Annotated in this window: 17 protein-coding genes; 7 read left to right on the top strand and 10 right to left on the bottom strand. The window is 63.5% G+C overall.

What is annotated here, in order from left to right:
* Positions 1 to 81: 81 nt before the first annotated feature.
* Positions 82 to 936, top strand: a complete 855-nt coding sequence (locus ACR65W_RS16990) for an EcsC family protein (protein ID WP_434497907.1) — start codon at positions 82 to 84, stop codon at positions 934 to 936.
* Between the two features lie 15 nt (positions 937 to 951).
* Here ACR65W_RS16990 and ACR65W_RS16985 read toward each other — a convergent pair whose 3' ends face one another.
* The 3 genes from ACR65W_RS16985 to ACR65W_RS16975 all read right to left on the bottom strand — a co-directional run bounded on the left by ACR65W_RS16985 (position 952) and on the right by ACR65W_RS16975 (position 4,389).
* A complete protein-coding gene (locus ACR65W_RS16985) occupies positions 952 to 2,238 on the bottom strand; it encodes an alginate O-acetyltransferase AlgX-related protein (RefSeq protein WP_434497906.1) in 1,287 nt (428 codons plus the stop codon).
* Between the two features lie 24 nt (positions 2,239 to 2,262).
* The gene (locus ACR65W_RS16980; protein WP_434497905.1) at positions 2,263 to 3,684 is read right to left on the bottom strand and encodes an MBOAT family O-acyltransferase; all 1,422 of its coding nucleotides are present in this window, start codon (positions 3,682 to 3,684) and stop codon (positions 2,263 to 2,265) included.
* A 324-nt stretch (positions 3,685 to 4,008) separates the two neighbouring features.
* Positions 4,009 to 4,389, bottom strand: coding sequence for a hypothetical protein (locus ACR65W_RS16975; protein ID WP_434497904.1), 381 nt, complete (start codon positions 4,387 to 4,389; stop codon positions 4,009 to 4,011).
* Positions 4,390 to 4,455: 66 nt separating this feature from the next.
* On the opposite strand from ACR65W_RS16975, the gene ACR65W_RS16970 reads away from it, so the two are divergent.
* The 3 genes from ACR65W_RS16970 to tyrS all read left to right on the top strand — a co-directional run bounded on the left by ACR65W_RS16970 (position 4,456) and on the right by tyrS (position 7,087).
* A complete protein-coding gene (locus ACR65W_RS16970; RefSeq protein ID WP_434497903.1) occupies positions 4,456 to 4,878 on the top strand; it encodes a helix-turn-helix domain-containing protein in 423 nt (140 codons plus the stop codon).
* Positions 4,875 to 5,738, top strand: a complete 864-nt coding sequence (locus ACR65W_RS16965; protein ID WP_434497902.1) for an alpha/beta fold hydrolase — start codon at positions 4,875 to 4,877, stop codon at positions 5,736 to 5,738. The genes ACR65W_RS16970 and ACR65W_RS16965 overlap by 4 nt, the downstream gene beginning before the upstream one ends.
* Before the next feature lie 80 nt (positions 5,739 to 5,818).
* Positions 5,819 to 7,087, top strand: a complete 1,269-nt coding sequence (gene tyrS, locus ACR65W_RS16960; protein ID WP_434497901.1) for a tyrosine--tRNA ligase — start codon at positions 5,819 to 5,821, stop codon at positions 7,085 to 7,087.
* A 9-nt stretch (positions 7,088 to 7,096) separates the two neighbouring features.
* Here the strand turns inward: tyrS and ACR65W_RS16955 are convergent, their stop codons facing one another.
* The gene (locus ACR65W_RS16955; protein ID WP_434497900.1) at positions 7,097 to 10,603 is read right to left on the bottom strand and encodes an AsmA-like C-terminal region-containing protein; all 3,507 of its coding nucleotides are present in this window, start codon (positions 10,601 to 10,603) and stop codon (positions 7,097 to 7,099) included.
* Positions 10,604 to 10,726: 123 nt separating this feature from the next.
* Between ACR65W_RS16955 and ACR65W_RS16950 the strand changes: the two genes are divergently transcribed.
* Positions 10,727 to 11,260 (top strand): peroxiredoxin, encoded by a 534-nt coding sequence (locus tag ACR65W_RS16950; protein ID WP_434497899.1) that lies wholly within the window; start codon positions 10,727 to 10,729, stop codon positions 11,258 to 11,260.
* A gap of 23 nt (positions 11,261 to 11,283) precedes the next feature.
* Here the strand turns inward: ACR65W_RS16950 and ACR65W_RS16945 are convergent, their stop codons facing one another.
* Positions 11,284 to 12,234 (bottom strand): tetratricopeptide repeat protein, encoded by a 951-nt coding sequence (locus tag ACR65W_RS16945; protein WP_434497898.1) that lies wholly within the window; start codon positions 12,232 to 12,234, stop codon positions 11,284 to 11,286.
* Positions 12,235 to 12,567: 333 nt separating this feature from the next.
* Between ACR65W_RS16945 and rnd the strand changes: the two genes are divergently transcribed.
* Together rnd and ACR65W_RS16935 are read left to right on the top strand one after the other, a co-directional pair.
* Positions 12,568 to 13,740: a ribonuclease D gene (gene rnd, locus ACR65W_RS16940; protein WP_434497897.1), complete on the top strand. Its 1,173-nt coding sequence runs from the start codon at positions 12,568 to 12,570 to the stop codon at positions 13,738 to 13,740.
* A 251-nt stretch (positions 13,741 to 13,991) separates the two neighbouring features.
* Entirely contained in the window at positions 13,992 to 14,378 is a 387-nt protein-coding gene (locus ACR65W_RS16935) for a hypothetical protein (protein ID WP_434497896.1), read from the top strand.
* Positions 14,379 to 14,441: 63 nt separating this feature from the next.
* Here ACR65W_RS16935 and ACR65W_RS16930 read toward each other — a convergent pair whose 3' ends face one another.
* The 5 genes from ACR65W_RS16930 to ACR65W_RS16910 all read right to left on the bottom strand — a co-directional run bounded on the left by ACR65W_RS16930 (position 14,442) and on the right by ACR65W_RS16910 (position 21,269).
* Entirely contained in the window at positions 14,442 to 15,488 is a 1,047-nt protein-coding gene (locus ACR65W_RS16930; RefSeq protein ID WP_434497136.1) for a linear amide C-N hydrolase, read from the bottom strand.
* A 50-nt stretch (positions 15,489 to 15,538) separates the two neighbouring features.
* A complete protein-coding gene (gene ppx / locus ACR65W_RS16925) occupies positions 15,539 to 17,065 on the bottom strand; it encodes an exopolyphosphatase (RefSeq protein ID WP_434497895.1) in 1,527 nt (508 codons plus the stop codon).
* On the bottom strand, positions 17,058 to 19,292 hold the full coding sequence (locus ACR65W_RS16920; RefSeq protein WP_434497894.1) for an RNA degradosome polyphosphate kinase: 2,235 nt from the start codon (positions 19,290 to 19,292) through the stop codon (positions 17,058 to 17,060). The genes ppx and ACR65W_RS16920 overlap by 8 nt, the downstream gene beginning before the upstream one ends.
* A 67-nt stretch (positions 19,293 to 19,359) precedes the next feature.
* The gene (locus ACR65W_RS16915) at positions 19,360 to 20,055 is read right to left on the bottom strand and encodes a hypothetical protein (RefSeq protein WP_434497893.1); all 696 of its coding nucleotides are present in this window, start codon (positions 20,053 to 20,055) and stop codon (positions 19,360 to 19,362) included.
* The gene (locus tag ACR65W_RS16910) at positions 20,052 to 21,269 is read right to left on the bottom strand and encodes an AI-2E family transporter (protein ID WP_434497892.1); all 1,218 of its coding nucleotides are present in this window, start codon (positions 21,267 to 21,269) and stop codon (positions 20,052 to 20,054) included. Before ACR65W_RS16910 ends, ACR65W_RS16915 begins: the two co-directional genes overlap by 4 nt.

The raw sequence follows: 21,269 nt of genomic DNA, 5'->3' as shown, positions 1-21,269 counted from the left end.
TCTCGCCACACCTTTGCCGCGCTTGCAAAGACCTTGGAAGAGTCCGACTTTTAAAAGGTAATCAAAAATCCGAGGCTTTCCGTGTCGAACTCCTATCCGCTGCCCGTTCTCGTGGACCAGGGCTTGTCTCAGTCCGATGTCGAAGCGCTGCGCTCCGCCGTCGCGGCGTTGGAAAGACATAGCTTTGCGACGCGGCTGGCGGGATTGGCGAGCCGGCAGCTCAGTTTTGGCTCGCTGACGCTGCCGCCGCGACTACAGGCGGCGGTCGCCGCCGCGACGCAAAAGGCGCTCGCCACGGCGATGAAGATGGCCTTGGCGAGCCTCGACGCCCAGCCAAGGAAGGACACGGTGCGGATTCACCGTCGTCTCGCGGCGCTCACCGGAGGCGTCGGCGGCGCCGTTGGCCTGGCGAGCCTGCCGCTGGAATTGCCGGTGTCGACGACGATCATGCTGCGCTCGATCGCGGAAATCGCACAGGCGGAGGGAGAGGACTTGCGCCACCCGGGCGCCGCCCTCGCCTGCCTCGAAGTTTTTGCGCTAGGCGGCCATTCCGCCGAGGGAAATGTCCTGGAGGGCGGCTATCTTGCGCTGCGCGCCGTGCTCGCGAAGTCCGTGTCCGACGCCGCGCGCTTTCTGACCGTGCGGCGGGTTTCCAACGAGGCGGCGCCTGCTCTCGCCCGTTTGATCGGCGCGATCGGGGCGCGTTTCGGCATGGTCGTGTCGCAAAAGACCGCGGCGCAGGCCGTCCCGATCATCGGCGCGATCAGCGGCGCGGCGATCAACGTGGCTTTCACCGAACACTTCCAAAGCCTCGCGCGCGGCCATTTCGTCGTGCGACGACTGGAGCGGCTTTACACCCCGGCCGTGGTGCATGCGGAATACGCGAGGATCGCCCGTTCCGAGGGATATTGGGATGATCCGTCGCAGGCGGCGTGAGCGGCCGCGAGCGCGCTACGGCAGACGACGCAGCGCCTCGGCGAGATGCCCAACCTGCTTCGTCGTGGCGATGCTCGATTCATTTTCTTCAAGCAGGACCACGTCGGCGCCGGCGAGGTTTTCATCGAGTTCTTCCGATGTCGCCGCCAGCCGCTCGCCGTTCGAAGCGTCGCCGGGCGCGCGCCGGTAATGACCGAGTTCGATTCCGTTGTCCTCGGTCCGCATATAGAACCAGTAGTCGATTTGCGGCGGACAGGGCGCAAGCGTCGCCGCCGCCAGAACTTCATGCAGGAAGCTCCCGCCAAGCGCGAGCAGCCGCGGCGCCCGCGCGCAATCGCCCTTCTCCCCTGCCCGGCCGATCGCCGCCGTGGGGTAATACGCGTCGGGCCATAAGAGATTGAGCAGATCCAGCAGGTCGCGGTCTGTGCCTAGGGCTTCTGGCGCCGGCGCTGACGTAAAATCCAGAACCCCCACGGGAGAAGCTGGAAGCGCACGCGTCGCGCCACGCATGGCGAGCGCGCCGCCGACGCTGTTCCAATGGGTGCCGCCACGCGGAAACAGCGGTATCGGCTGTCTGGACTTTTCCCTCGCAATGAGCGCCGGGCCGTCCACATAGCGCACGCGAACCGCGTCGAGCGCCGCGCGATAGGGCGCAAGCTTCTCGGGCATCGACGGCGCGCGTAGTGCGCAAGGCGCGGACTTCGGCAGATCTTCCGGGTAGCGCGCCGCCTTGGAGGGCGAAACGAGATAGACGAAGCTCTTGCCGCGGCGTTGCGCCATCTCCTGAATGTCGCGCAGCGTCGAAGACCACGCGCCGAGCCGCGCGGAATCGAACGCGCCGTCGCGGGCGCAAAATTCGTCGATGTAGAACTGCTCATAGAGCTGGCCGTCGCGGCCAATGACGACGCCGGGCGCGGCCGAGCCGCCAAAAAGCGAAAAGACCAGCTGATTTTTCGCGCGAACCGAGATCGGAAAAACCGGCGACATTCGGCCAAGATTTATTGAGACAGCCTTTTGCGTTTCTCCTGACAGGAAGGCGTCGAGAGTCCAGGGCGCGGGCTTTGGCTTCGCGACGCCGGCGAGCGGCCAAGCGCTGCGGATGCGCAACTTCGGCCAATCGCGCTCGACGGCGAAATTCCACAAATTGGCGAGGAACAAAAACGCGATGAAGCCGGCGCAACCGAAAATCGGCAGACGCGCGAGCGTCAGCGACTTCAAAAAGGCGATGACGCCCTCCGCACGAACGCGCGACTGCGACGCCGCTCCAAATTCTGTCTCATGTTTCTCGATGCGCTTATCCATTTCGGCTAAAATCGCTCATCCGATTTAAAACCGGAAGTAGATGAACGGCTTGAAGGGATCGGCAAGTCCCTTCGCCAACGCCGCAAGAAAGAGCATGGACAGCGCGCTGTTCGACGCCAATGCGTAGCGCTGCGCCGCGCGTCCCCAATTGAAGTCCTTGACAGAAAGCGACAGGCGCTGCGCGACGCAGATTGCCGCGGCGATCAGCGCCACAACCACATATTCGGGAGGAATGGCGAGCGGCGCGCTGGCGTGCGCCCATGGAGTCGCCATCAACGCCAGCAGCGCGCCGGCCTGCGACAGAGAGGTTGCGCGAAAGAATGTCCAGCCGACGATCACGATGATCATCGCGATGACGTTAGCGAGCCAGTCCGGCAACCGCTGCAGGCGATTGACGAGAAAGAGCCGATCGAGCACGAGGAACACGCCGTTATAGGCGCCCCAGGCGATATAGGTCCAAGCCGCGCCGTGCCAAATTCCCGAAGCGAAGAAGCAGATCCACAGATTGAGATAGGTGCGCGCTTCGCCGCGCCGATTGCCGCCGAGCGGGAAATATAAATATTCGCGAATCCAGCTGGTGAGAGAAATATGCCAGCGCCGCCAGAAATCGGTGATGCTTGTCGCGACATAGGGCATGTTGAAATTTTCCAGAAGCCGGAAGCCGAACATGCGCGCGAGCCCAATCGCCATGTCGGAGTAGCCCGAGAAATCGAAATAGATCTGGAAGGTGAAGAACAGCACGCCCGCCCAGGCCTCCGCGAAGCCAAGGGAGCTAACGTCATGCGCGAAGATCAGATCCGCGCCGCTGGCAAGCGTATCGGCGAAGAGCAGCTTCTTCACGACGCCGAGCATGAAGCGGGAAAAGCCCACGATAAAGTCGTCGACGTCGGCGTGCGGCATCGCCTCGAACTGGCGCGCGATGTCGTGATATTTGATGATCGGGCCGGCGAGGAGCTTGGGAAAGAAAAAGACGTAAAGCCCGTAAAGCAGCGGTCGGCGCGCCGGCGCCGTGACGCCGCGATAGACGTCGACGAGATAAGTGATCTTTTCAAAGACGATGAAGCTGACGCCGATCGGCAACGCGATCTGCGGGATGTTGATCCCCGGCAGCGTCAACGCCTTGAGCAGCGCGTCGAAATTGAGCGCCAGAAACCCCGTATATTTATAATAGACGAGGATCGCGAGATTGGCGACGACGCCAAGCGCGAGCCAGAGCTTGCGTGGTTTTTGCTCTGACAACGCGGCGATCTTCTGCGCGACGTAAAGGTCGAGCCCGACCGACGCGAAGACAAGGAAGATGAAGACCGGCTCACTCCAGGCGTAAAAGGCCACGCTTGCCGCAAGAAGGATGACAGCCCGCCGCGCGCGGACTTCTCCAAAGAACAGATAGATGAGGTAAACCGCCGGGCCGAACAGAAACAGGAACAGCGGCTCGTAGAAAAGCATGATTGTCCTGCGTTCGACGGCGCGCCGGCGCGAGCGCGAAAGCCTGCGGCTTCTACCAAAAGCCCCGCAGTGGGGCAAGAAAGCAGCCCGCCACGGGGACGGTCTCTATGAATTCTTGGATTCTTTTCAGTAGGCACGGCGGCGCGCTCACCCTTCTCCCGCTTTAGCGGGGGAAGGCGGCGCGAAGCGCCGGAAGGGGGCAGGGATCGCTCCGGCATAAGAATGAAACTCTGGAGCCCCCTCCCCAACCCTCCCCCCCGCTTCGCGGCAGAGGAAATTTTCCGCAATTGATATCATGTCACCGTAAATCGAAAACTTTCGACGTCATTGTTGGAAATAGCGGCGTAGAATCCTTGTCTCGGCATCGAGCGCGGTGGAGCGCGCTTCTGCACCCAATCGTGCGAATTCGGCGGCTGCCTCCACACGCGCATTCATCTCGCCCAGTATCAGCGCATGCACATCTTTTTGAGTGAGCACCCGGCGCTCGCCTTCAGCCGATCCGTCGCTGAAGGCATGACGGTCGACCGATGGACGCTCCTCTCGGAGCGGCGCAGCTTCGGCGTTGTCAAGCGCGGCAACTAGCTCCCGGAGCACTGTCGCCTCATCTTTGTCGCCCCGCTTCATAGCGGCGCGTAGGTCGCGGCGAAGCTGGGCTTTCATCGCCTCGCCCGCGTTCTCAATCGCAGAACTTAGAGAGTTGTCCATAACACCTATTGCTCCCTATTAGTCCCTATTATAGAACCGATAGAGAATATTTGGGAGTCACCCTTCATGTCGAATATGCTTATGACGGTTGAACAGGCCGCCGAAGAGCTGGAACTGCATCCCAAAACCGTCCTCCGGCACATCCGCGAAGGTCGCCTCCAAGCCACGCGGATCGGCAAGGCTTATCGTATCGACCGCGCCAAGCTGGACGCTTTCGCCGGGATTGCGAGTGGGCGCACACGGCCTCCTCGCGATGTCCGCGCGACCGTCATTGTCGAGGTTCCGGCCCTGGCTAGCGAAACGGCCGAGCGCTTGGCGACCTTCCTCGGCGCCGCGGCGCTGGGAGGCGACGCTGAGACCAGACCGCTGCACTTCAACACAGCCTTCGATCCGACCAGCGGCGATCTAAAGATCGTGCTCATCGCCGCTCCGACCGACGCCGCAAGACTGCTCGAACTTATCGAGCTGCAGCTGGGACTGTCGCGATGAGTGACCCCGTCTTTCGCAGCGATGCCGGTGCGGCGGAAGTCATGCGGGAGTACCGCGCGGTCATCGACCACTGGCCTGTGCCGAGGCAAGAGATTGAACTGCCGACGTCTCAAGGCGCGACATTCGTGCTTGTCTGCGGTCCCGAGACAGCGCCTCCGGTGGTGCTGCTCCATGGCGCCCAGGCGAACAGCGCAGCATGGCTGCCAGATATCGCGCTCTGGTCAAGTCGCTTCCGGCTTTATGCGGTCGATATGATCGGCGAGGCGGGACTCAGCGCCCGGGTGAGGCCGCCGCTCATCGGCGACGCCTACGCGACATGGCTCGACGATGTCGTCACCGGACTTGGCCTTGCCGATGCAGCGCTGGTCGGCGCATCACTCGGCGGCTGGCTAGCGCTCGACTATGCCATGCGGCGGCCGTCACGAGCTTCCGCGCTCGCGCTGATTTGCCCCGCGGGGATTGGAAAACAGAAGAACTTTCTCGTCGCTGTCGCACCCTATTTGCTGTTGGGGGCCTGGGGAAAGCGCAAGATTCTTGAAAAGGTGTTCGGGCCGGCGCCGAAGCATTTACCGGCCGATCTTGAGGCGATCTCCCCCCTCATGGAGAGTATCGGCCGTGCGATCAAACCACGCGCAATCAAGATTCCGCAGCTTAGCAATGCAGCGCTGGAGGCGCTCGCGATGCCGCTCCTCGCCATAGTGGGCGGACGTGACGCGCTTATCGATTCTTATGACACACGCCTTCGGCTCGAGTGGCATGTGCCGCATGCCGAAGTCTGTTTCATCGAGGAGGGTTATCACTTCCTGCCAGACCAATCGCAGCGCGTGTTCGATTTTCTTGTCCGCAGAATTACGGAATGACACCAATTCCCCTTTTTCCTAATGGCGAGCCCCCTCCCCCGCCTTGCGCCGCCCGCGCGCAGCGCCTATCACCCAGCCTCATGACTTCCCCGAACGATTTCACCCCAAAATCCGATTTCCTGCGCGCGCTGATCGAGCGCGGCTTCGTTCATCAATGCTCCGATTTCGAGGGCCTGGACGAGAAGGCGCGCTCCGGGACGCTCGCCGCCTATATCGGCTTCGACTGCACGGCGCCCTCGCTTCACGTCGGATCGCTGCTGCCGATCATGATGCTCGCCTGGCTGCAGCGCTCCGGCGGCAAGCCTTTGCCGCTGATGGGCGGCGGCACGACTCGCGTCGGCGATCCTTCCGGCAAGGACGAGAGCCGCAAGCTTTTGACCGTCGAACAGATCGACGCGAACAAGGCGTCGATCCGGACCGTCTTCGAACGCTTCCTCACGTTTGGCGAGGGCGCGAGCGACGCGCTGATGCTCGACAACGCCGATTGGCTGGCGGGTCTAAACTACATCGACTTCCTGCGCGACGTCGGCCGCCACTTCTCCGTCAACCGCATGCTGACCATGGATTCGGTGAAGCTGCGGCTCGAACGCGAGCATGAACTCTCCTTCATCGAGTTCAACTACATGTGCCTGCAGGCGTATGATTTCGTCGAGATCAACAGGCGTTACGGCGCGCTGCTGCAGATGGGCGGCTCGGACCAATGGGGCAATATCGTCACGGGCCTCGATCTCGGACGCCGCATGGGCTGCCCGCAACTCTACGCGCTCACCTCGCCGCTGCTGACGACGTCGTCAGGCGCCAAGATGGGCAAGACCGCCGCCGGCGCCATCTGGCTCAACGCCGATATGCTGTCGCCCTATGACTATTGGCAGTATTGGCGCAATACGGAAGACGCCGACGTCGCCCGCTTCCTAAAACTCTTCACCTTCCTGCCGATGGAAGAGATCGCGCGCCTCTCGGCGCTGCAAGGCGCCGACATCAACGAAGCCAAGAAAACTCTCGCGACGGAGGCGACGGCGCTCATTCACGGTCGCGCGGCGGCGGATGAGGCCGCGGCGACCGCGCGCACGACATTCGAAGAGGGCGCGCTCGCGCTGTCGCTCCCCAAGGTCGCCGTTTCGGCTGAGGAAGTCGCCGCCGGCCTCGGCGTGCTGACGGCCTTCGTCAAAGCCGGTCTCGTCGCGTCGACAGGCGAAGCGCGACGCCAGATCAAGGGCGGCGGGCTGCGCGTCAATGATGCGCCGGTGACGGACGAACGCACCGTCATCGGCGAAGCGGAGTTTGCGAGCGACGGCGTCGTCAAACTCTCGCTCGGCAAGAAGAAGCACGTGCTGCTTGAGCGCGCGTAAGCTCGAAGACTACCGCTGCTGGGGCATGCGCGTCGTGCCGTCGATGACGCCCATGATCTTGCGCATCAACCCGGGCGCGATCGCCGAAAGCGGATTGACGCTGATTGAAGGCGATGGGAGCGCGCCATAGAGGCGATAGCTCAGCGCAAAGACGCCTTCATGCTGTCCGCCGGCGAGCACGACGCCGACCACCGGAATATTCGACAACAGGTTGTTCAACGCATAGGCGGGAACATATGAGCCCACGAGGTCCAGCCGCTCGCGCGGGAAATCAATGTAGCCGTCGAAGGTGAGGCCGATCTCGGGACCCGACAGCACGCCCTCGCGCACGGTAAGCTGTCCGCCCGACCAGCTGAAGTCGCTCTCCAATCTGCCGACGCGAACGAGGTCGGGGTCGAAGCGGTAATTGCCGCGATCGTCCGCGCGCGCCGTTCCGCTTTGCGCCATCAGCTGGCGCACGGTCGGTTCGCCGCGCACGAAGAAGTCGCGAATGCGCAAAGCGCCATCGGCGCGGTTTTGACTAAGCTGCACGGTCGCGGTCAGGGCGCCGCTGTCCATCTTCCGATAGATGTCAAAGAAGGAGAGCAGCGAGCCGCCGTCATTTGTCGAAATTTCAAGTTGCGACTGGTTATCCTGACCGCGCCCCATGCCGACTGTAAGCTGCTCGCGGCCGAAAAAGCCTTTAAGCGCCACCCCGCGGGGCTTGCCGCCGCGACGATCCAATTTCAGTTCCACGTTTGTGAGAATTTGCTTGCCGTAGCCGGTGACGATCGGCGACTTGAAGTCGAGATCGAGGTCGTCGACGCTGCCCTTGCCGCGTTCGGCGCGCAGCAATCCCTGCATGATCGGACGGGCGTCGAAATTCGCGCCGCGCGCGACGATCTTCACCAGCTCGCCGCTACGCTGCACGTCGGCGCGCATGTCGTCTCCGGGCGAGAGCCGCGCCTGCGAGAGACGGGCCGCGCGGAATGCGCCATCTCTACCGAATTCGATGACGCCCTGCGCTTGCGTCGGTCCCGCGTCGAACACAAATTGTTCGAGCGACATCGCCTCGCCGTGGCGCGTCAGCGTGAACGAAGACTTTGCCGGCTTTCCCGCCGGCTTCACCAGGCCCGGGAGCGGATTGTCGAAATTCGTCCGGGTGAGATCGAGTTCGATCTGCGTATCGACGTTCTCAACCGGGATCGGCGTGCGTATCGTCGCCAGAATCGGGCCGCTGACGCCGGCGATGGCGTAGCCGGCGCGCTGGCGCGCCGCATCGTCAAAGGTAAATGCGACCTGCGCCTGTGCGGGACCCTTATCGCCGAAACCGCGGCGCACGTCGAGAGTCGCCGGCGCGCCAAAGAGTCGGCCGGTTCCGTTCACGCGCAGTCCGGCCCGGTCAGCGACGATATGCAGCGCGCCGCTCTCGAGCTTCTCCCGGCCGATCAGCTTATCGATCACGAGGTTCGACGTCGTCGCATCGATGGCGAAAGTCGTCGCCGCGTCGCGCGCGGTCGCCCCTGTCTCGAAATCGACGCGCAGCCGACCTTCGACGGTTCCTTTCAGCGCGCCAGCTTCGACGGGGACAGACGCGTAGTCGGCGATCGCCGGCAAGGAAAGCAGGTCGGACACGGCCTCGACGTCGCCGCCAACAGTGACCTCGACCATCGCGGGCGTCGGGCGCAGCGCGCTGTCGGCGACCAGGAAGCGGCCGGACGACAGCGCGAGGCGTCGACCCGGCCCGGTCTCCATGGCGCCTGAGGTCGCGTCGAAAGACGCCGTCTGTCCGGTGATCCGCAGTCGCCCGTTGATGCCGGCAAGCGGCGCCATGCCCGGCAGGATATCGGAGACTGTCGCATCGACGATGTCGCCCTCGGCGAACAGCGAGCGGTCCGGCGGCGCCTGCTCGTAGCGCATCGCGTTCAGCGCCGCGCCGTCGAAGTCGGCGGCATATTGGGCGCGCTTCAAGACGCCGACCGGCACATGATCGACGAACCAGGCGCGCACGGACGGCGCGACATGCGTGGGCCACAAGCGCGCGAGCGCGCGTATCTGCGTCTCCTCGATGCCCATCTTCAGTATGACGCGGATGTCGTCGCGCCAACTCACTGCGCCGTTGAGGTCGATGTGCGTATCGGGACCGTCAAAGGCGAATTTGTCGAAGACGATCTGGCGTTCGTCGCGAAACAGGCGCGCGTTGAGCAATCCGGCGTCAATGCGGACATTTTTCTCTCCCGCGCGCTCAGGCGCGACCACGGTTGGCGCTTTCAGGCGCAACGCGATCGTCCACGGCCCATCCAGGCGCGCCGCATCGGCAATGGTTCTGGCCCCCTCAGGCGGGCGCGCGTCGCCGACGACGGTCATGTCGAACCCCCCAGCCTTGAACACAAGCGGCGCGATTGCGAGCTTGCGCGCGGCCCTGTCCCAAACCGCGACGCCGGCGATCTTTTCGATCATCACCGGCTCGTGATCCGGCTCGTCGAAGCGGAAATAGCCCCGGCCGATCTCCATTTGACCCGACGCTTCGAGAACCTCGTCGCCCGGACCGAGCGCGAATCTCAGGTCGAAGGAGAGCGGCGCGTCGGTATCGAAGCGGGTCGTGCGGAAGCCGCCGGCAAGCGAAATCTCGTCGATCGAAAAATTACGAAACTGCGCGTTGAAATCGCGCCGTCCTCCCGGCGCGCCCTTTGCGACGGCGACGGCCGTCCAACGCCCCGAGGGGCCATTGGCCGCCGCGGAGAAGCGCATGCCGGCGCCGCCCTTGTCGAGGCTGAGCGTCACGTCTTCATAGCGGATGGCGCGATCGATCGTGCGGTCGTCGATGGTGAGCCGGCCGTGCGCCACGCCGAGACGATCGAGCGCGGCGATTGGACTGTTCGGACTCGTGGCGAAGTCCATGAGCCCGCGCAAAGCCCCCGCCGCGTCGCGCAGCAGAGTCACGCGCTCCGACCCGGCGCCGTTCGCCGGCGCGCCGGGCGCAATCGCTGACGCCGCCGCAGGAACGGGTTGAGCGCCGGCTGAAATCACGACGGCGCCGCCGGGATCGACGGAAAGTCGCAAGTCCAGATCGAGAACCTCGAGCCGGCGTAGCTTTATGCGGCCGATCAACAAGGAGCGAAGGTCGAGCGACAGCTCGGCGCGCGGCGCCGCGACGATGGGACGACCGTCTTTCTTGACAATGAAATTGTCGACGGACAGCGTCGGGCCGTGATCGCCATTGCCGATCGCAGCGGCGCCCAGCGAAAATTCGTATCGGCCGCCCGAGAGTTCGTCGAGCGATTCGACGATGCGCGGCGCGAGCCAAGCAAAGGTGATGGAGCCCTGCGAAAGCAGCAGGAAGAAGCCGCCGAACGTCAGCACGCACAGCAGCGTTGCGGCGAGTCCGCTGAGCATGAGCAGGCGGGGAAGTCCGCCGCGCGGCGCCCAAAAAAACGGCGGCCGCAACGCTGCGCGACAGGCCCGCTGCATCGCGCGCCGCCCCCTATCGACGACGACTCCGGCGCCGCTAGGCTTGCGCCCCGTCCTGTCGGTCAATTGGCCTCGCTCTCGGCTCGATCGCAGCGCGGACGCGGGCAATGACGCCGGTCTTGCCGGCTGGCGCGCAGTCTGCATTCTACAGACTGATTTTAGCTGCAGATGCGACGAAAGGAAGGCGCCATGAGCACGACCGCCGGCAAGGCCGAAGCTACGTTCAAGGAGGGGAAGAAGGAGGGAGGCTTAAAGGAAGGAGGCTTAAAGGAAGGAAGCTTGGCGCCGGCCTTCGATCTCCCAGGGGCCGGCGGCGAAAAGATCTCGCTCGCCGCACTGAAGGGCAAAAAAGTCGTGCTCTACTTCTACCCAAAGGACGACACGTCGGGCTGCACGAAGGAAGCAATCGAATTCAACGCCTTACGCGAGAGTTTCGCGAAGGCCAAGGCCGTGGTCGTCGGCATGTCGCCGGACCCGATCAAGAACCACGACAAATTTCGCGCCAAATATGAATTGTCGCTGCCCCTCGCGTCAGATGAGGGAAAGGACACGCTCGGCGCCTATGGCGTCTGGGTCGAGAAAAGCATGTATGGCCGCAAATATATGGGCGTCGAGCGCACGACGGTGCTCATCGGTCCCGACGGCCGCATCGCCAAGATTTGGCGGAAGGTTAAGGTTCCGGGCCACGCCGAGGAGGTTTTGGCGGCGGCCAAGGCGCTTTAACGCGCCTTCCGCCGCCCGGGGCTTCAATTGTGGTCGTGTTCGGCTTCGGGCGGAGCGGAATCGGCCGGCGTCGCCGCGCCTGAGCCCTTCTTGGCGATGAGCCTGGCCATGTCTTCCGATCCCTTCTTCGCCGCGGCGAGATCAGGCTTGGCGGCCAGCGCCGCGTCATAATCGGCCTTGGCGCGGGCGAAGTCCTTCTTGGCCCGCCAGGCGTTGGCGCGGTTGACAAGCGCGCCGACGTAGCCGGCGTCGATTTTCAGCGCCGCGTCGAAGTCGGCGATCGCCTTATCGAATTCGCCCTTGGCGTAGTGGCAGGCGCCGCGTCCATTGCGCGCCGCGGCGAGTTTGGGATCGCGCTTCGCCGCCTCGGAAAATGCGGCGATGGCGCGGTCATGATCGCCTTTCCCGTGATAGAGAGCGCCCGCCGCGACGTCCGGCGCCGTTGATTTTGGGTCGGCTTTCGCCGCTTCCTCGAGATCGACGAGAGCCTTCTCGACATCGCCTTTGGCGCGCCAAATGTACGCGCGCGACAGAAGCGCGGCGGCGTTCTTTTTGTCGGCGGCGATCGCCTGATTATAGTCGGCGAGCGCGGCGTCGAGATCGCCCTTGGCATGATGCGCGGCGCCGCGCGCGGCCAGAATCACCGATGATTTCGGTTCAAACTCCAGCGCCTTGCCGAAATCCTCGAGCGCGTGCGCGTAGTCGCCCTTCGCCTGATAAGCGCCGGCGCGATTGACATAGGCCGCCACCTTGTTGTGCGGGGTCTCCTTGTCGATCTCCTGAATGACTTGCGTGCAGCCCGCGATGCGCGCGTCGGGGTCAGGCGCGCGGCACTGACTCCACGCGGGGTTGACGCCGTCCTTATGCGCAGCCATGGCGGGCACGCTGACGACGAGAAGTGAAGCGGCGATGACAGCCGTCGAACACAGCGCCCGCGCGGCCGCCCGCGCTGTGAGAGTGAGACGCTCATGCATGAATTGGGTGGCTCCCCGAACAGAGTGGCGGCGGCATGCTACCCCATCGGGCCTCGCCCGCAACTTGGAAATGATGGAATTTCGAGGCCGCAGCTGTCTTTCTACAACGACTTGAGCGGTCCACGCGCATACCCTGCGAAACTGCATCGCCGCCATGTTGCAGCTTTTCGTTCAGCCCAGCGCGGACGTGGCGTGCGATCGTCGGCGAATTCTCGGCAAAACCGTGTATTTTTTAGCTGCGGCCAGCCTCGGAGCGGGCCGAGAGCCGCTGAGACGTCCTAAGTCGCTCGTTAGGACTTCAGACCGAGACCAAAAACGTTTAGAACCAGTTCAATGAGTCTTCTTACCACCAATCCCGAACTGACTGCGGTCTGCGACCGTTTCGCTCGGCATCCCTTTGTCACGGTCGACACCGAATTTTTGCGCGAAACCACGTTCTGGCCGCAGGTCTGCGTGATCCAGCTGGCGTCGCCGGAAGAGGCTGTGGCGATCGACGCCCTTGCCGATGATCTTGATCTTTCGCCGTTTTTTGGCCTCATGGCCAATCCCGACGTCGTCAAGGTGTTCCACGCCGCGCGCCAGGATCTCGAGATCATCTGGCGCCTCGCCCGACTCATACCCGCGCCGATCTTTGATACGCAGGTCGCGGCCATGGTCTGCGGATTCGGCGAACAAGCGTCCTATCTCGAACTGGTGAAGGCGATCACGCGCGCCAGTCTCGACAAATCGTCGCGATTCACCGACTGGTCGCGCCGACCGCTGTCAAACGCCCAGATCGAATACGCCATCGCCGACGTCACGCATCTGCGCGACATTTACATGGCCCTGCGGGCGCGGCTTGAACGTTCCAACCGCCTCGAATGGCTCGTGGACGAGATGCAGACGCTCACCTCGCCCGCGACCTATGAGCAGCATCCCGAAAACGCTTGGGAACGGCTGCGCCATCGCGCGCGCAAGCCGCGCGATCTCGCGGTTCTGATGGAACTGGCCGCCTGGCGCGAGTTCGAAGCGCAAGCGCGCGACGTGCCGCGTTCGCGCGTCCTGAAGGACGACTTGCTCATCGAGATTGCTCAAGCCGCGCCGCGCTCTGTCGAAGCGCTCGGCAATTTGCGGTCCTTTCCAAAAGGTATGGAGCGCTCCCGCGCGGGAACCGACATCATCGCCGCTGTGGAGCGCGGCCTCGCGCGCGATCCCGCCACAGTGCCGCGCATCGAACGCGACCGACGCAACTCAAACGGCGCGACGGTCGAGTTGCTCAAGGTTTTGCTGCGTCAGGTGTCGGAGGAGACGGGCGTCGCCGCCAAGATGATCGCGACGGTCGAAGATCTCGAATCCGTCGCGCATGACGATCATGCCGACGTTCAGGCGCTGAAGGGATGGCGCCGCGCGATCTTCGGCGAGAAGGCTCTGGAATTGAAGCGGGGCCGCCTGGCGCTCTCGGTGGAAAACGGCCGGGTCGTCACCTTTGACTGGCAGGCGGCGGACGAGCCCGCGAACGCCGAGTAAGCGCCTACCGTTGCGCTGCAGCGCAGCAATGATACTGCGCCATTTTTGCGCACGCGCAAGCGGCTGACGAATATTTGTGCGCCATAAAATACCGTTGAATATCTTATAGATAATGCGATATTACGATAATTTATTGCGCTGCAATATTGTCGTGTTGCAATGCAGTAACTACCTTCCGTCCCGAGCGGGGCGCAGTTCGCTGCGACGGTCGTGCGTTACGCCGGCCCTGCTCCGAAACGGAAGGATAAGATATGACTACAGGAAATCGAATTGTCGCGGCGGCGTTCGGCGGAGCGCTGTGTCTTGCAGCAAGCTCGGGCCTGTCCGCAGCTGATGCTTCCCTGACGATGAAGCCGCTTATGGCGGCGAGCTTTGACGCCGGCTCAAAACATGTCGTGAGCTATTTCGTCGGCGGCGCGAACGGCTGCCGTCTCACCATGATGGTCATCGATTCCGCGCTGGACGAGGATCCGACGCCGGCGACCCAGGCGACGCGTCTCGTCGTCACAGTCACGGACGGAAAAGCGGCGTTTTTCGACTCTGCCGTCGGCACATCCCTGCGCTTCAATTGCGCCGCTGGCGCAGAGACCATGCGCGTGGACAAGATCAATCGAGTCGCGCACGCTCCAGCGGAGTAGCATCAGAAAGCGGCGCGTCCTGTGACGCGCCGCATTGCTCGAAAGGACCGGAACGCCCGCGCGTCAGTGCGACAGGAATTTGAACGGCTCGGCGGGAACGAATTTGTCCGAAACTTCGCCCGCCAGAATCGGGCTGCCCGCAAGGTCGAGCTTCGCGGGCTTGGCGCCCGGTTCGAGCTTCAATTTCGTCAGCTCGACCCAGAAAATCGAAGGGTTCAGCGTCGGCTCGAAATAATAGAGCCGATCCTTGATGTCGGTGACCGAACGCCACCGCGTCGAGGCGATGTTCGGCTCCTGCGGTGTGGATATCCCAAGCGGCACCGAGACGTTTCGAATGATCGAAAAGACGCTGGCGATCGCCACGCGCTTGTCGTCGACTTTCGGCGTCGCGTTCAAGTTCCAGCTGGCGCGGGCGAAGCGATCGGACGCGCGATGCGTGCCAGGAAGGAAATTCGACCCGCCGATCTCGACCCAATAGGTGTTAAGGGCGAGCTGCTGATCGAAAGGCGGGGAATTGGTCATCACCGTGTATTTAGGGTTATGATGAATGACGAGCTTGCCGCCGAGATATTCGAGTATCGCGCTGTCGCCAGACTGATCGGCCAGCGCCATATGGCTCGCCGCTTTGACGCCGCCGGGAAGATCGGGCGCGACGATCGCAAAGGGCTCCTTTTGCAGCGCCTTCACCGCATCAGCGACGTTCGCGTAGTTGTCGAGAACATATTGCGCCCAGCCGCCGACGGACAGCAGCGGCTTCTTGGAGGCTTTCGCGTCTCCGTAATCCGCCTCGGCGAGATAGAGAAGATTCACCGCGAGCCCTGCGTCGTTCATGCCTTCAGCCGTGGCCGCGTTGTAAAAGTCGGCGATGAGCGAACCATGTTTTGAGGTCCATTTGATCGACCCCGGACCGACGCCGCCGTCGCGCGCCATGCCGCGCGGGAAGGACCACAAGTTTGTTCGCGGATCGACGTCCCAGTCCATCGTCCGGCCCACAAGATAGTCCTTGTCGCTGGTCCCATAGAGCACGCGCGTGCAGGCCTCGGCGCTCCCGCACATCGATGCAACCGCCACGGCGGCCGCCAGAAGCCCTTTTGCGAATTGCCTGTCCATATCGAATTCCTTTCAAATAAGTTCGTTTGGAGAGTGAACCGCTTTTGTGTTCAGGGCGCCACCTCGATCTGCGCATCGGCGCCCATGAGCTTGCCGAGCGCCTTCAGACGATTGAGCACGCGCTCGCTCGCAAGATCGGCGTAAGCGGCAGGCAAAGTGAGCGTCGCCGCGCGATCGCAGACCCGCAAGCGCGTGCGCGGCAGCACGCCGGGCATCGACGCTGACAACAAATAGGCGACCCGCATGAGCGCCCCGAGAATGCGCGCGCGCGCGAAAAGACGCGTCGTCAACAGGGTGCGCAGATCCGCAAGGCCTTCCGCCCCGTCGAGCCCTTCGTGACGGAAGACGATCGCAAGCGACAGGAAGGCGCGGCCCGGATGATCAATGGCGACGAACGGCCCCTGCGTGACGATGTTCATGGCGCGCTGCGCACGATATTCGGGATGGGCGCGCCAGGCGATGTCGGAGAGCAGACAGGCGGCGTGGCGCAGCCGGCGCTCCTCATCGGTTTCGTCTATGCCGCTCTTTTCCATATAGGCGTCCGTCCAATCGATGAGATCGTCGCCATAGCCCGGCGCGCGCGCGAAAGTCACTTCCAATTCGCGCGTCGCCGCGAGCAAGGGGTCGACGCGACGCTCGGCCGACGACAGGCGCTCATACAACATGCCTTCGCGCACGCCCGCGGCTGAAATGACGATTTCGCGAGGCTTGGCGCGGCGGATGATCTCGTCAAGCACGATCGCGCCATAGGCGAGCAGAGGCCGGCGCGCCGCCGAAACGAAGTCGATGTCTTCGAGCGCCTCGCTGTCGATATGTTCGACAAGCTCAGCGAAGTCGGCGGCCTCGCTCGTCTGGATGCGGTAATGATGCATGACGCCGAGCGCATAGTTGCGCTGACGCATGTGGAGTTTGGCGAGCGATCGCCAGGTGCCGCCGACCGCGTAAAAGGTTCGGCCCTTGAGATGATCGAGCGGCTTCGCGTCGGCGATCGCCTTGCGGGCGATGCGCGTCGCCTCGCGCATGGAGCGCCGCGACGCGTCCATCAAGGCGAGTCCGCCGAGCGGCAGGGTGATCCCCTTGCCGAGCGCTTCCTTGTGGACGTCGATCAATTCGAGCGAGCCGCCGCCGAGATCGCCCACGACGCCGTCCGGCTCATGGATCGCCGAAATGACGCCAAGCGCGGAAAGCTCCGCCTCGCGGCGGCCCGAAAGCAGCGAAATGTCGCGCTGAATGGCGTCGCGCGCCGCGTCCAGAAAAACGTCGCCATTCTTGGCGCCGCGCACCGCTGCGGTGGCGATCACCTCGATGTCGTCGACCCCCATCGTTTCGCAAAGCGTCCGATAGCGGCGCAGCGCCTTCATCGCCTTGTCGACGCCGTCATCAGGAAGTCGGCCTGTCGTGACGACGCCCTTGCCGAGACCGCACATCGCCTTTTCGTTGAAGATCGGGGTCAGCGCGCGCGCGAGCGCCTGATAGGCGACGAGTCGCACCGAATTCGAACCGATGTCGACGATCGCGACGGGTTTCGGCGCGGAGTCGGAGCGCTGCGTCGCGCCGCGCGCCGCCGCCTCAAGCATTTTGGCCGCGCTTTAAGAGCGAGCGCGGCCGCCAATCCTTGAGCGACTTGCCGCGCCCCGAAAGCGAGGGATTGGTCATGAAATATTTGTGCGCGTTGAAACGCTCCTCGCCTTCGGGCGGAACAATGCGCAGCGACGAGCCGTCCGGCAAGACACGATAGCTCTGCTCATTGTCGATGAGATTGGCGAGCATGATCTGATCGAGCACCTGCTGATGCACCGTCGGATTGACGATCGGCATCATCACCTCGACCCTTCGATCGAGATTGCGCTGCATCAGGTCGGCGGAAGAAATGTAAACGTGCGCGCGCGGATGCGGCAGCACATAGCCGCCGCCGAAGGCGTAAACACGCGCGTGTTCGAGAAAGCGGCCGACGATCGACTTCACGCGAATGTTATCGGACAGTCCGGGAACGCCGGGCCGCAGACAGCAGATGCCGCGCACGATGAGTTCGATCGAGACGCCCGCTTGCGACGCCACATAAAGCGCGTCGATGATTTCGGGATCAACAAGCGCGTTGCATTTGCCCCAGATAACGCCAGGCTTGCCGGCCTTCACGAAGGCGATTTCCTGGTCAATATGCTCGAGAAGCTTCTTCTTGAGCGAAATCGGCGACACCGACATGCGCTCAAGCCCGGCCGGCTCGGCATAGCCGGTGATGTAATTGAAGATGCGCGAGATGTCCCGTCCGATCACCGGATCGGCGGTGAATACCGAAATATCCGTGTAGATGCGCGCCGTCACAGGGTGATAATTGCCGGTGCCGACATGGCAGTAGGTGACGAGGCCGCCGCCTTCCCGGCGCACGACGAGCGACAATTTGGCGTGCGTCTTGAGCTCGATGAAGCCGAAGACGACTTGCGCGCCGGCGCGTTCGAGATCGCGCGCCCAGCGAATATTCGCTTCCTCGTCGAAGCGCGCCTTCAGTTCGACGAGCGCGGTGACGGATTTGCCCGCCTCCGCCGCCTCCACAAGCGCGCGCACGATCGGACTGTTGTTGGAGGTGCGATAGAGCGTCTGCTTGATGGCGATGACATTGGGATCGCGCGCCGCCTGTTGCAGGAACTGCACGACGACATCGAAAGATTCGTACGGGTGATGGACCGCGAGATCCTTCTGCTTGATCGCGAGGAAACAGTCGCCGCCATTGTCGCGCACCCGTTCCGGAAAGCGCGGGTTATAGGGCTTGAATTTCAGTTCCGGCCGATCGAGCGCGACGAGTTCGGAAAGATCGTTGAGCGCCAACATGCCGTCGATCTCGAAAGTTTCCGGCTCGTTGACGTCGAGCTCCTCGGCCACGAGCGCGCGCAAGGTCGCCGGCATGTCCGCCGCCACTTCGAGCCGGATCACCGAACCGCGCCGGCGCCGCTTCAACGCGGTCTCAAAAAGAAGCACGAGATCTTCGGCTTCTTCCTCGACTTCGAGATCGCTGTCGCGGATGACCCGGAACAACCCCTGCGCCCGCAGCAAATAGCCGGGAAACAGCCGCTGCGCGTTCATCGCGATCAGCGTTTCGAGCAGCATGAAGCGTTCACGGCCGGCGACGCCCGCCATCGCCGGCAAGCGCACGAAGCGCTCGATCTTCGGCGGCAGGCGAATCAGCGCCTTTAGCGTCTTGCGATCGCCGGGGCGCACCAGTTCGAGCGCCAATGTGAAGCCGAGATTGGGGATGAAAGGAAACGGATGCGCCGGATCGACCGCGAGCGGCGTCAGCACCGGAAACACGCGGCTGAGGAAATATTCCTCAAGCCACTCGCGGTCGGCCTTGGAGACGTCCGCGGGCTCGACGATAACAATGCCGACGTCTTCAATCTCGGCGCGAAGCTCGCGCCAGCGCCGCAATTGCTCGCTCGTCAACAGCGTGACGCGCTCGGTGATCTTCGACAGTTGCTCGGCGGGCGTCAGGCCGTCCTCGGAGCGCGCCGTCACGCCGGAGCGCACCTGCCCGCGAAGGCCGGCGACGCGCACCATGAAGAATTCGTCGAGATTATTGGCCGAGATCGACAGGAAACGCAGTTGCTCAAGCAACGGGTGATTGCGGTTGGAGGCCTCCTCCAGAACCCGGCGATTGAATTCCAGCCAGGAGAGTTCCCGATTGATGAAGCGCTGTGGAGAGGCCGCAAGCTTGGCGGGATCCTCCACGAGAATCTCGTCGGCGCAATCCATCACGGCGATATCGGCGCCCGTGCGCTGGGCGGCGAGTTTATCCTGAATATGCGGCTTCATTTCCACTTCCCGTCCCGGCCATCATGCCACAGGCCTGTGCGGCGGCGAAACCGTTCGGCCAAAATCCTTAAGTAAACTTCTCAATAACCTTGGCCGCGAGCGCCCGTGTGACAGGCCGCCCCTGCGCCAAAGCCTCGCGGTCGAGGGCGGCGACAAAGGCGCGTGCGGCGGCGAGCGAGCGCTCCAGCCTCAGCGCGGCGAAGGCCAGCGCCGGCGGTTCGACGAGGAGCTGCCGATCCGCGAAGAGCTTCACCAGAACCGCGCGCATCAACGCCTCGTCCGGCGCACCGATTTCGACGATCGGGGCGCGGCGCAAACGCGACAACAGGTCGGGAAGCCGCGTGTCTTCCGCCCGCGGCGGGCGGGCCGCGCTCATCAGCAGGAAGGCGCCGTTTTCGTTCACGAAATTCAGCAGATGGAACAGCGTGGTTTCGTCAGCGACGCGGTCGACGTCGTCGATGACGATGGCTCGCGGCGCCTGCGCGACCAGCCCTTCCAGGGTCGGCAGGGCGTCGGGCGCAACGACAAGCGCGCCGGCGCGCGCCGCCCAAATGGCGCAGAGGTGGGATTTGCCCGCGCCGGCGGGCCCGATCAGCGCGAGAACCCGATCCGGCCAATCCGGCCAGCGTTCGATCATCTCGAGCGCCGCCCGGTTCGATGCGGCGGGCAGAAACTCTTCACGTCCGAAGCGCGGCGTCGTCGGCAGGTCGAGCGGCAACTGACGTCCCGGCTCGCATGTCTCCGGCGCGCCGGCCTTTGTCATGCGCGGTCGGGGATCGGGTGCTGATAGAGCGCGCTCCCACGGTAGCGTTTTGCAAGAAAGCGCATGAAGGCGCCGAGCGCCGCCGCGACAGGCACGGCGACGATAAGGCCGGTAAATCCGAAAAGCGCGCCGAAGGCCAGCAAGGCGAACATGATCCAGACCGGATGCAGCCCAACGGAGGCGCCGACGAGCCGCGGCGACAGCACATAGCCGTCCATGATCAATCCGGTCGTCACGATCGCCACCGCCTCGATCGGCAGATGGACGTGCGGCCAGCCCTGAACGATCGCGACGATGATCGATAGAACGAAGGCGGTGACGGAGCCGACGTAGGGGATGAAGCTCAGAAAACCCGCGATGACGCCGATGAGGAACCCGAAGTTCAGCCCAATCGCCGAAAGCCCCCCAGCATACCAGACGCCAAGAAACAGGCAGACAAGCGACTGCCCGCGCACGAAGCCGGCGAGCGCGCGATCGATGTCGCGGGCGAGCGAGCGCACGTCATCGCGATGGCGCGGCGGAATCAGATCGTCGATGATGGCGACCATGTGATCCCAATCGACCAGCATATAGAAGGCGACGACCGGCGTGATCACGATGAGCGAGATCACGTTGATCAGCGCATAGCCCCGCCACAACAGCGATTTCACGAAATCGCCGAGCAACGTCGCGCCCTGGCTCGTGAGGTCGTTTATATATTTTTGCGCATCGAAAGACGCCGCGGCGCCGCCGAGCCCGAATTCCTGCAACCAGCCATTGATAGAATCGCTGGTGACGCGCTCGCTCCATTGCGTCAGGAGGCCATGCAGCGTCTGCAAATAGCCCGGCAGCGAGGTGATGAAGCCCGCAAGCTGATGCGAAAGAATCGGAACCAGAACAACGGCCGCGGTCCCGACGACCAGAAGAAAGACGACGAGCAGAAGACCCGCGGCGCCCAATCTCGACAGGCCCAGCCGCTGCAGCCGGTCGGCCACGGGGTCGAGCAAATAGCCGAGCGCGGTTCCGGCGACAAAGGGCGCAAGCACCGGGCTCAGGAAATACAGCGCTAGGCCAAGCGCCAGAAGCGTCAAGCCCCAGAGCGCGAGCTGCCGTTCGAGGCTCAGCCCCGCCCATTGCAGCTGCCGCATCTCCGCGTCGTCGCCAGCGTCGAGAGGCGGCGGAATGACCGCCGGCTGCGCCGTATCGAAGCCGAGCGTCGGTTTTCTCTGTGACAT

Source organism: Methylocystis sp., from assembly GCF_051062815.1.
Classification (GTDB): domain Bacteria; phylum Pseudomonadota; class Alphaproteobacteria; order Rhizobiales; family Beijerinckiaceae; genus Methylocystis.
Note: the sequence above shows the minus strand (reverse complement) of the source record. Positions and strands in the feature narration are given on the sequence as shown.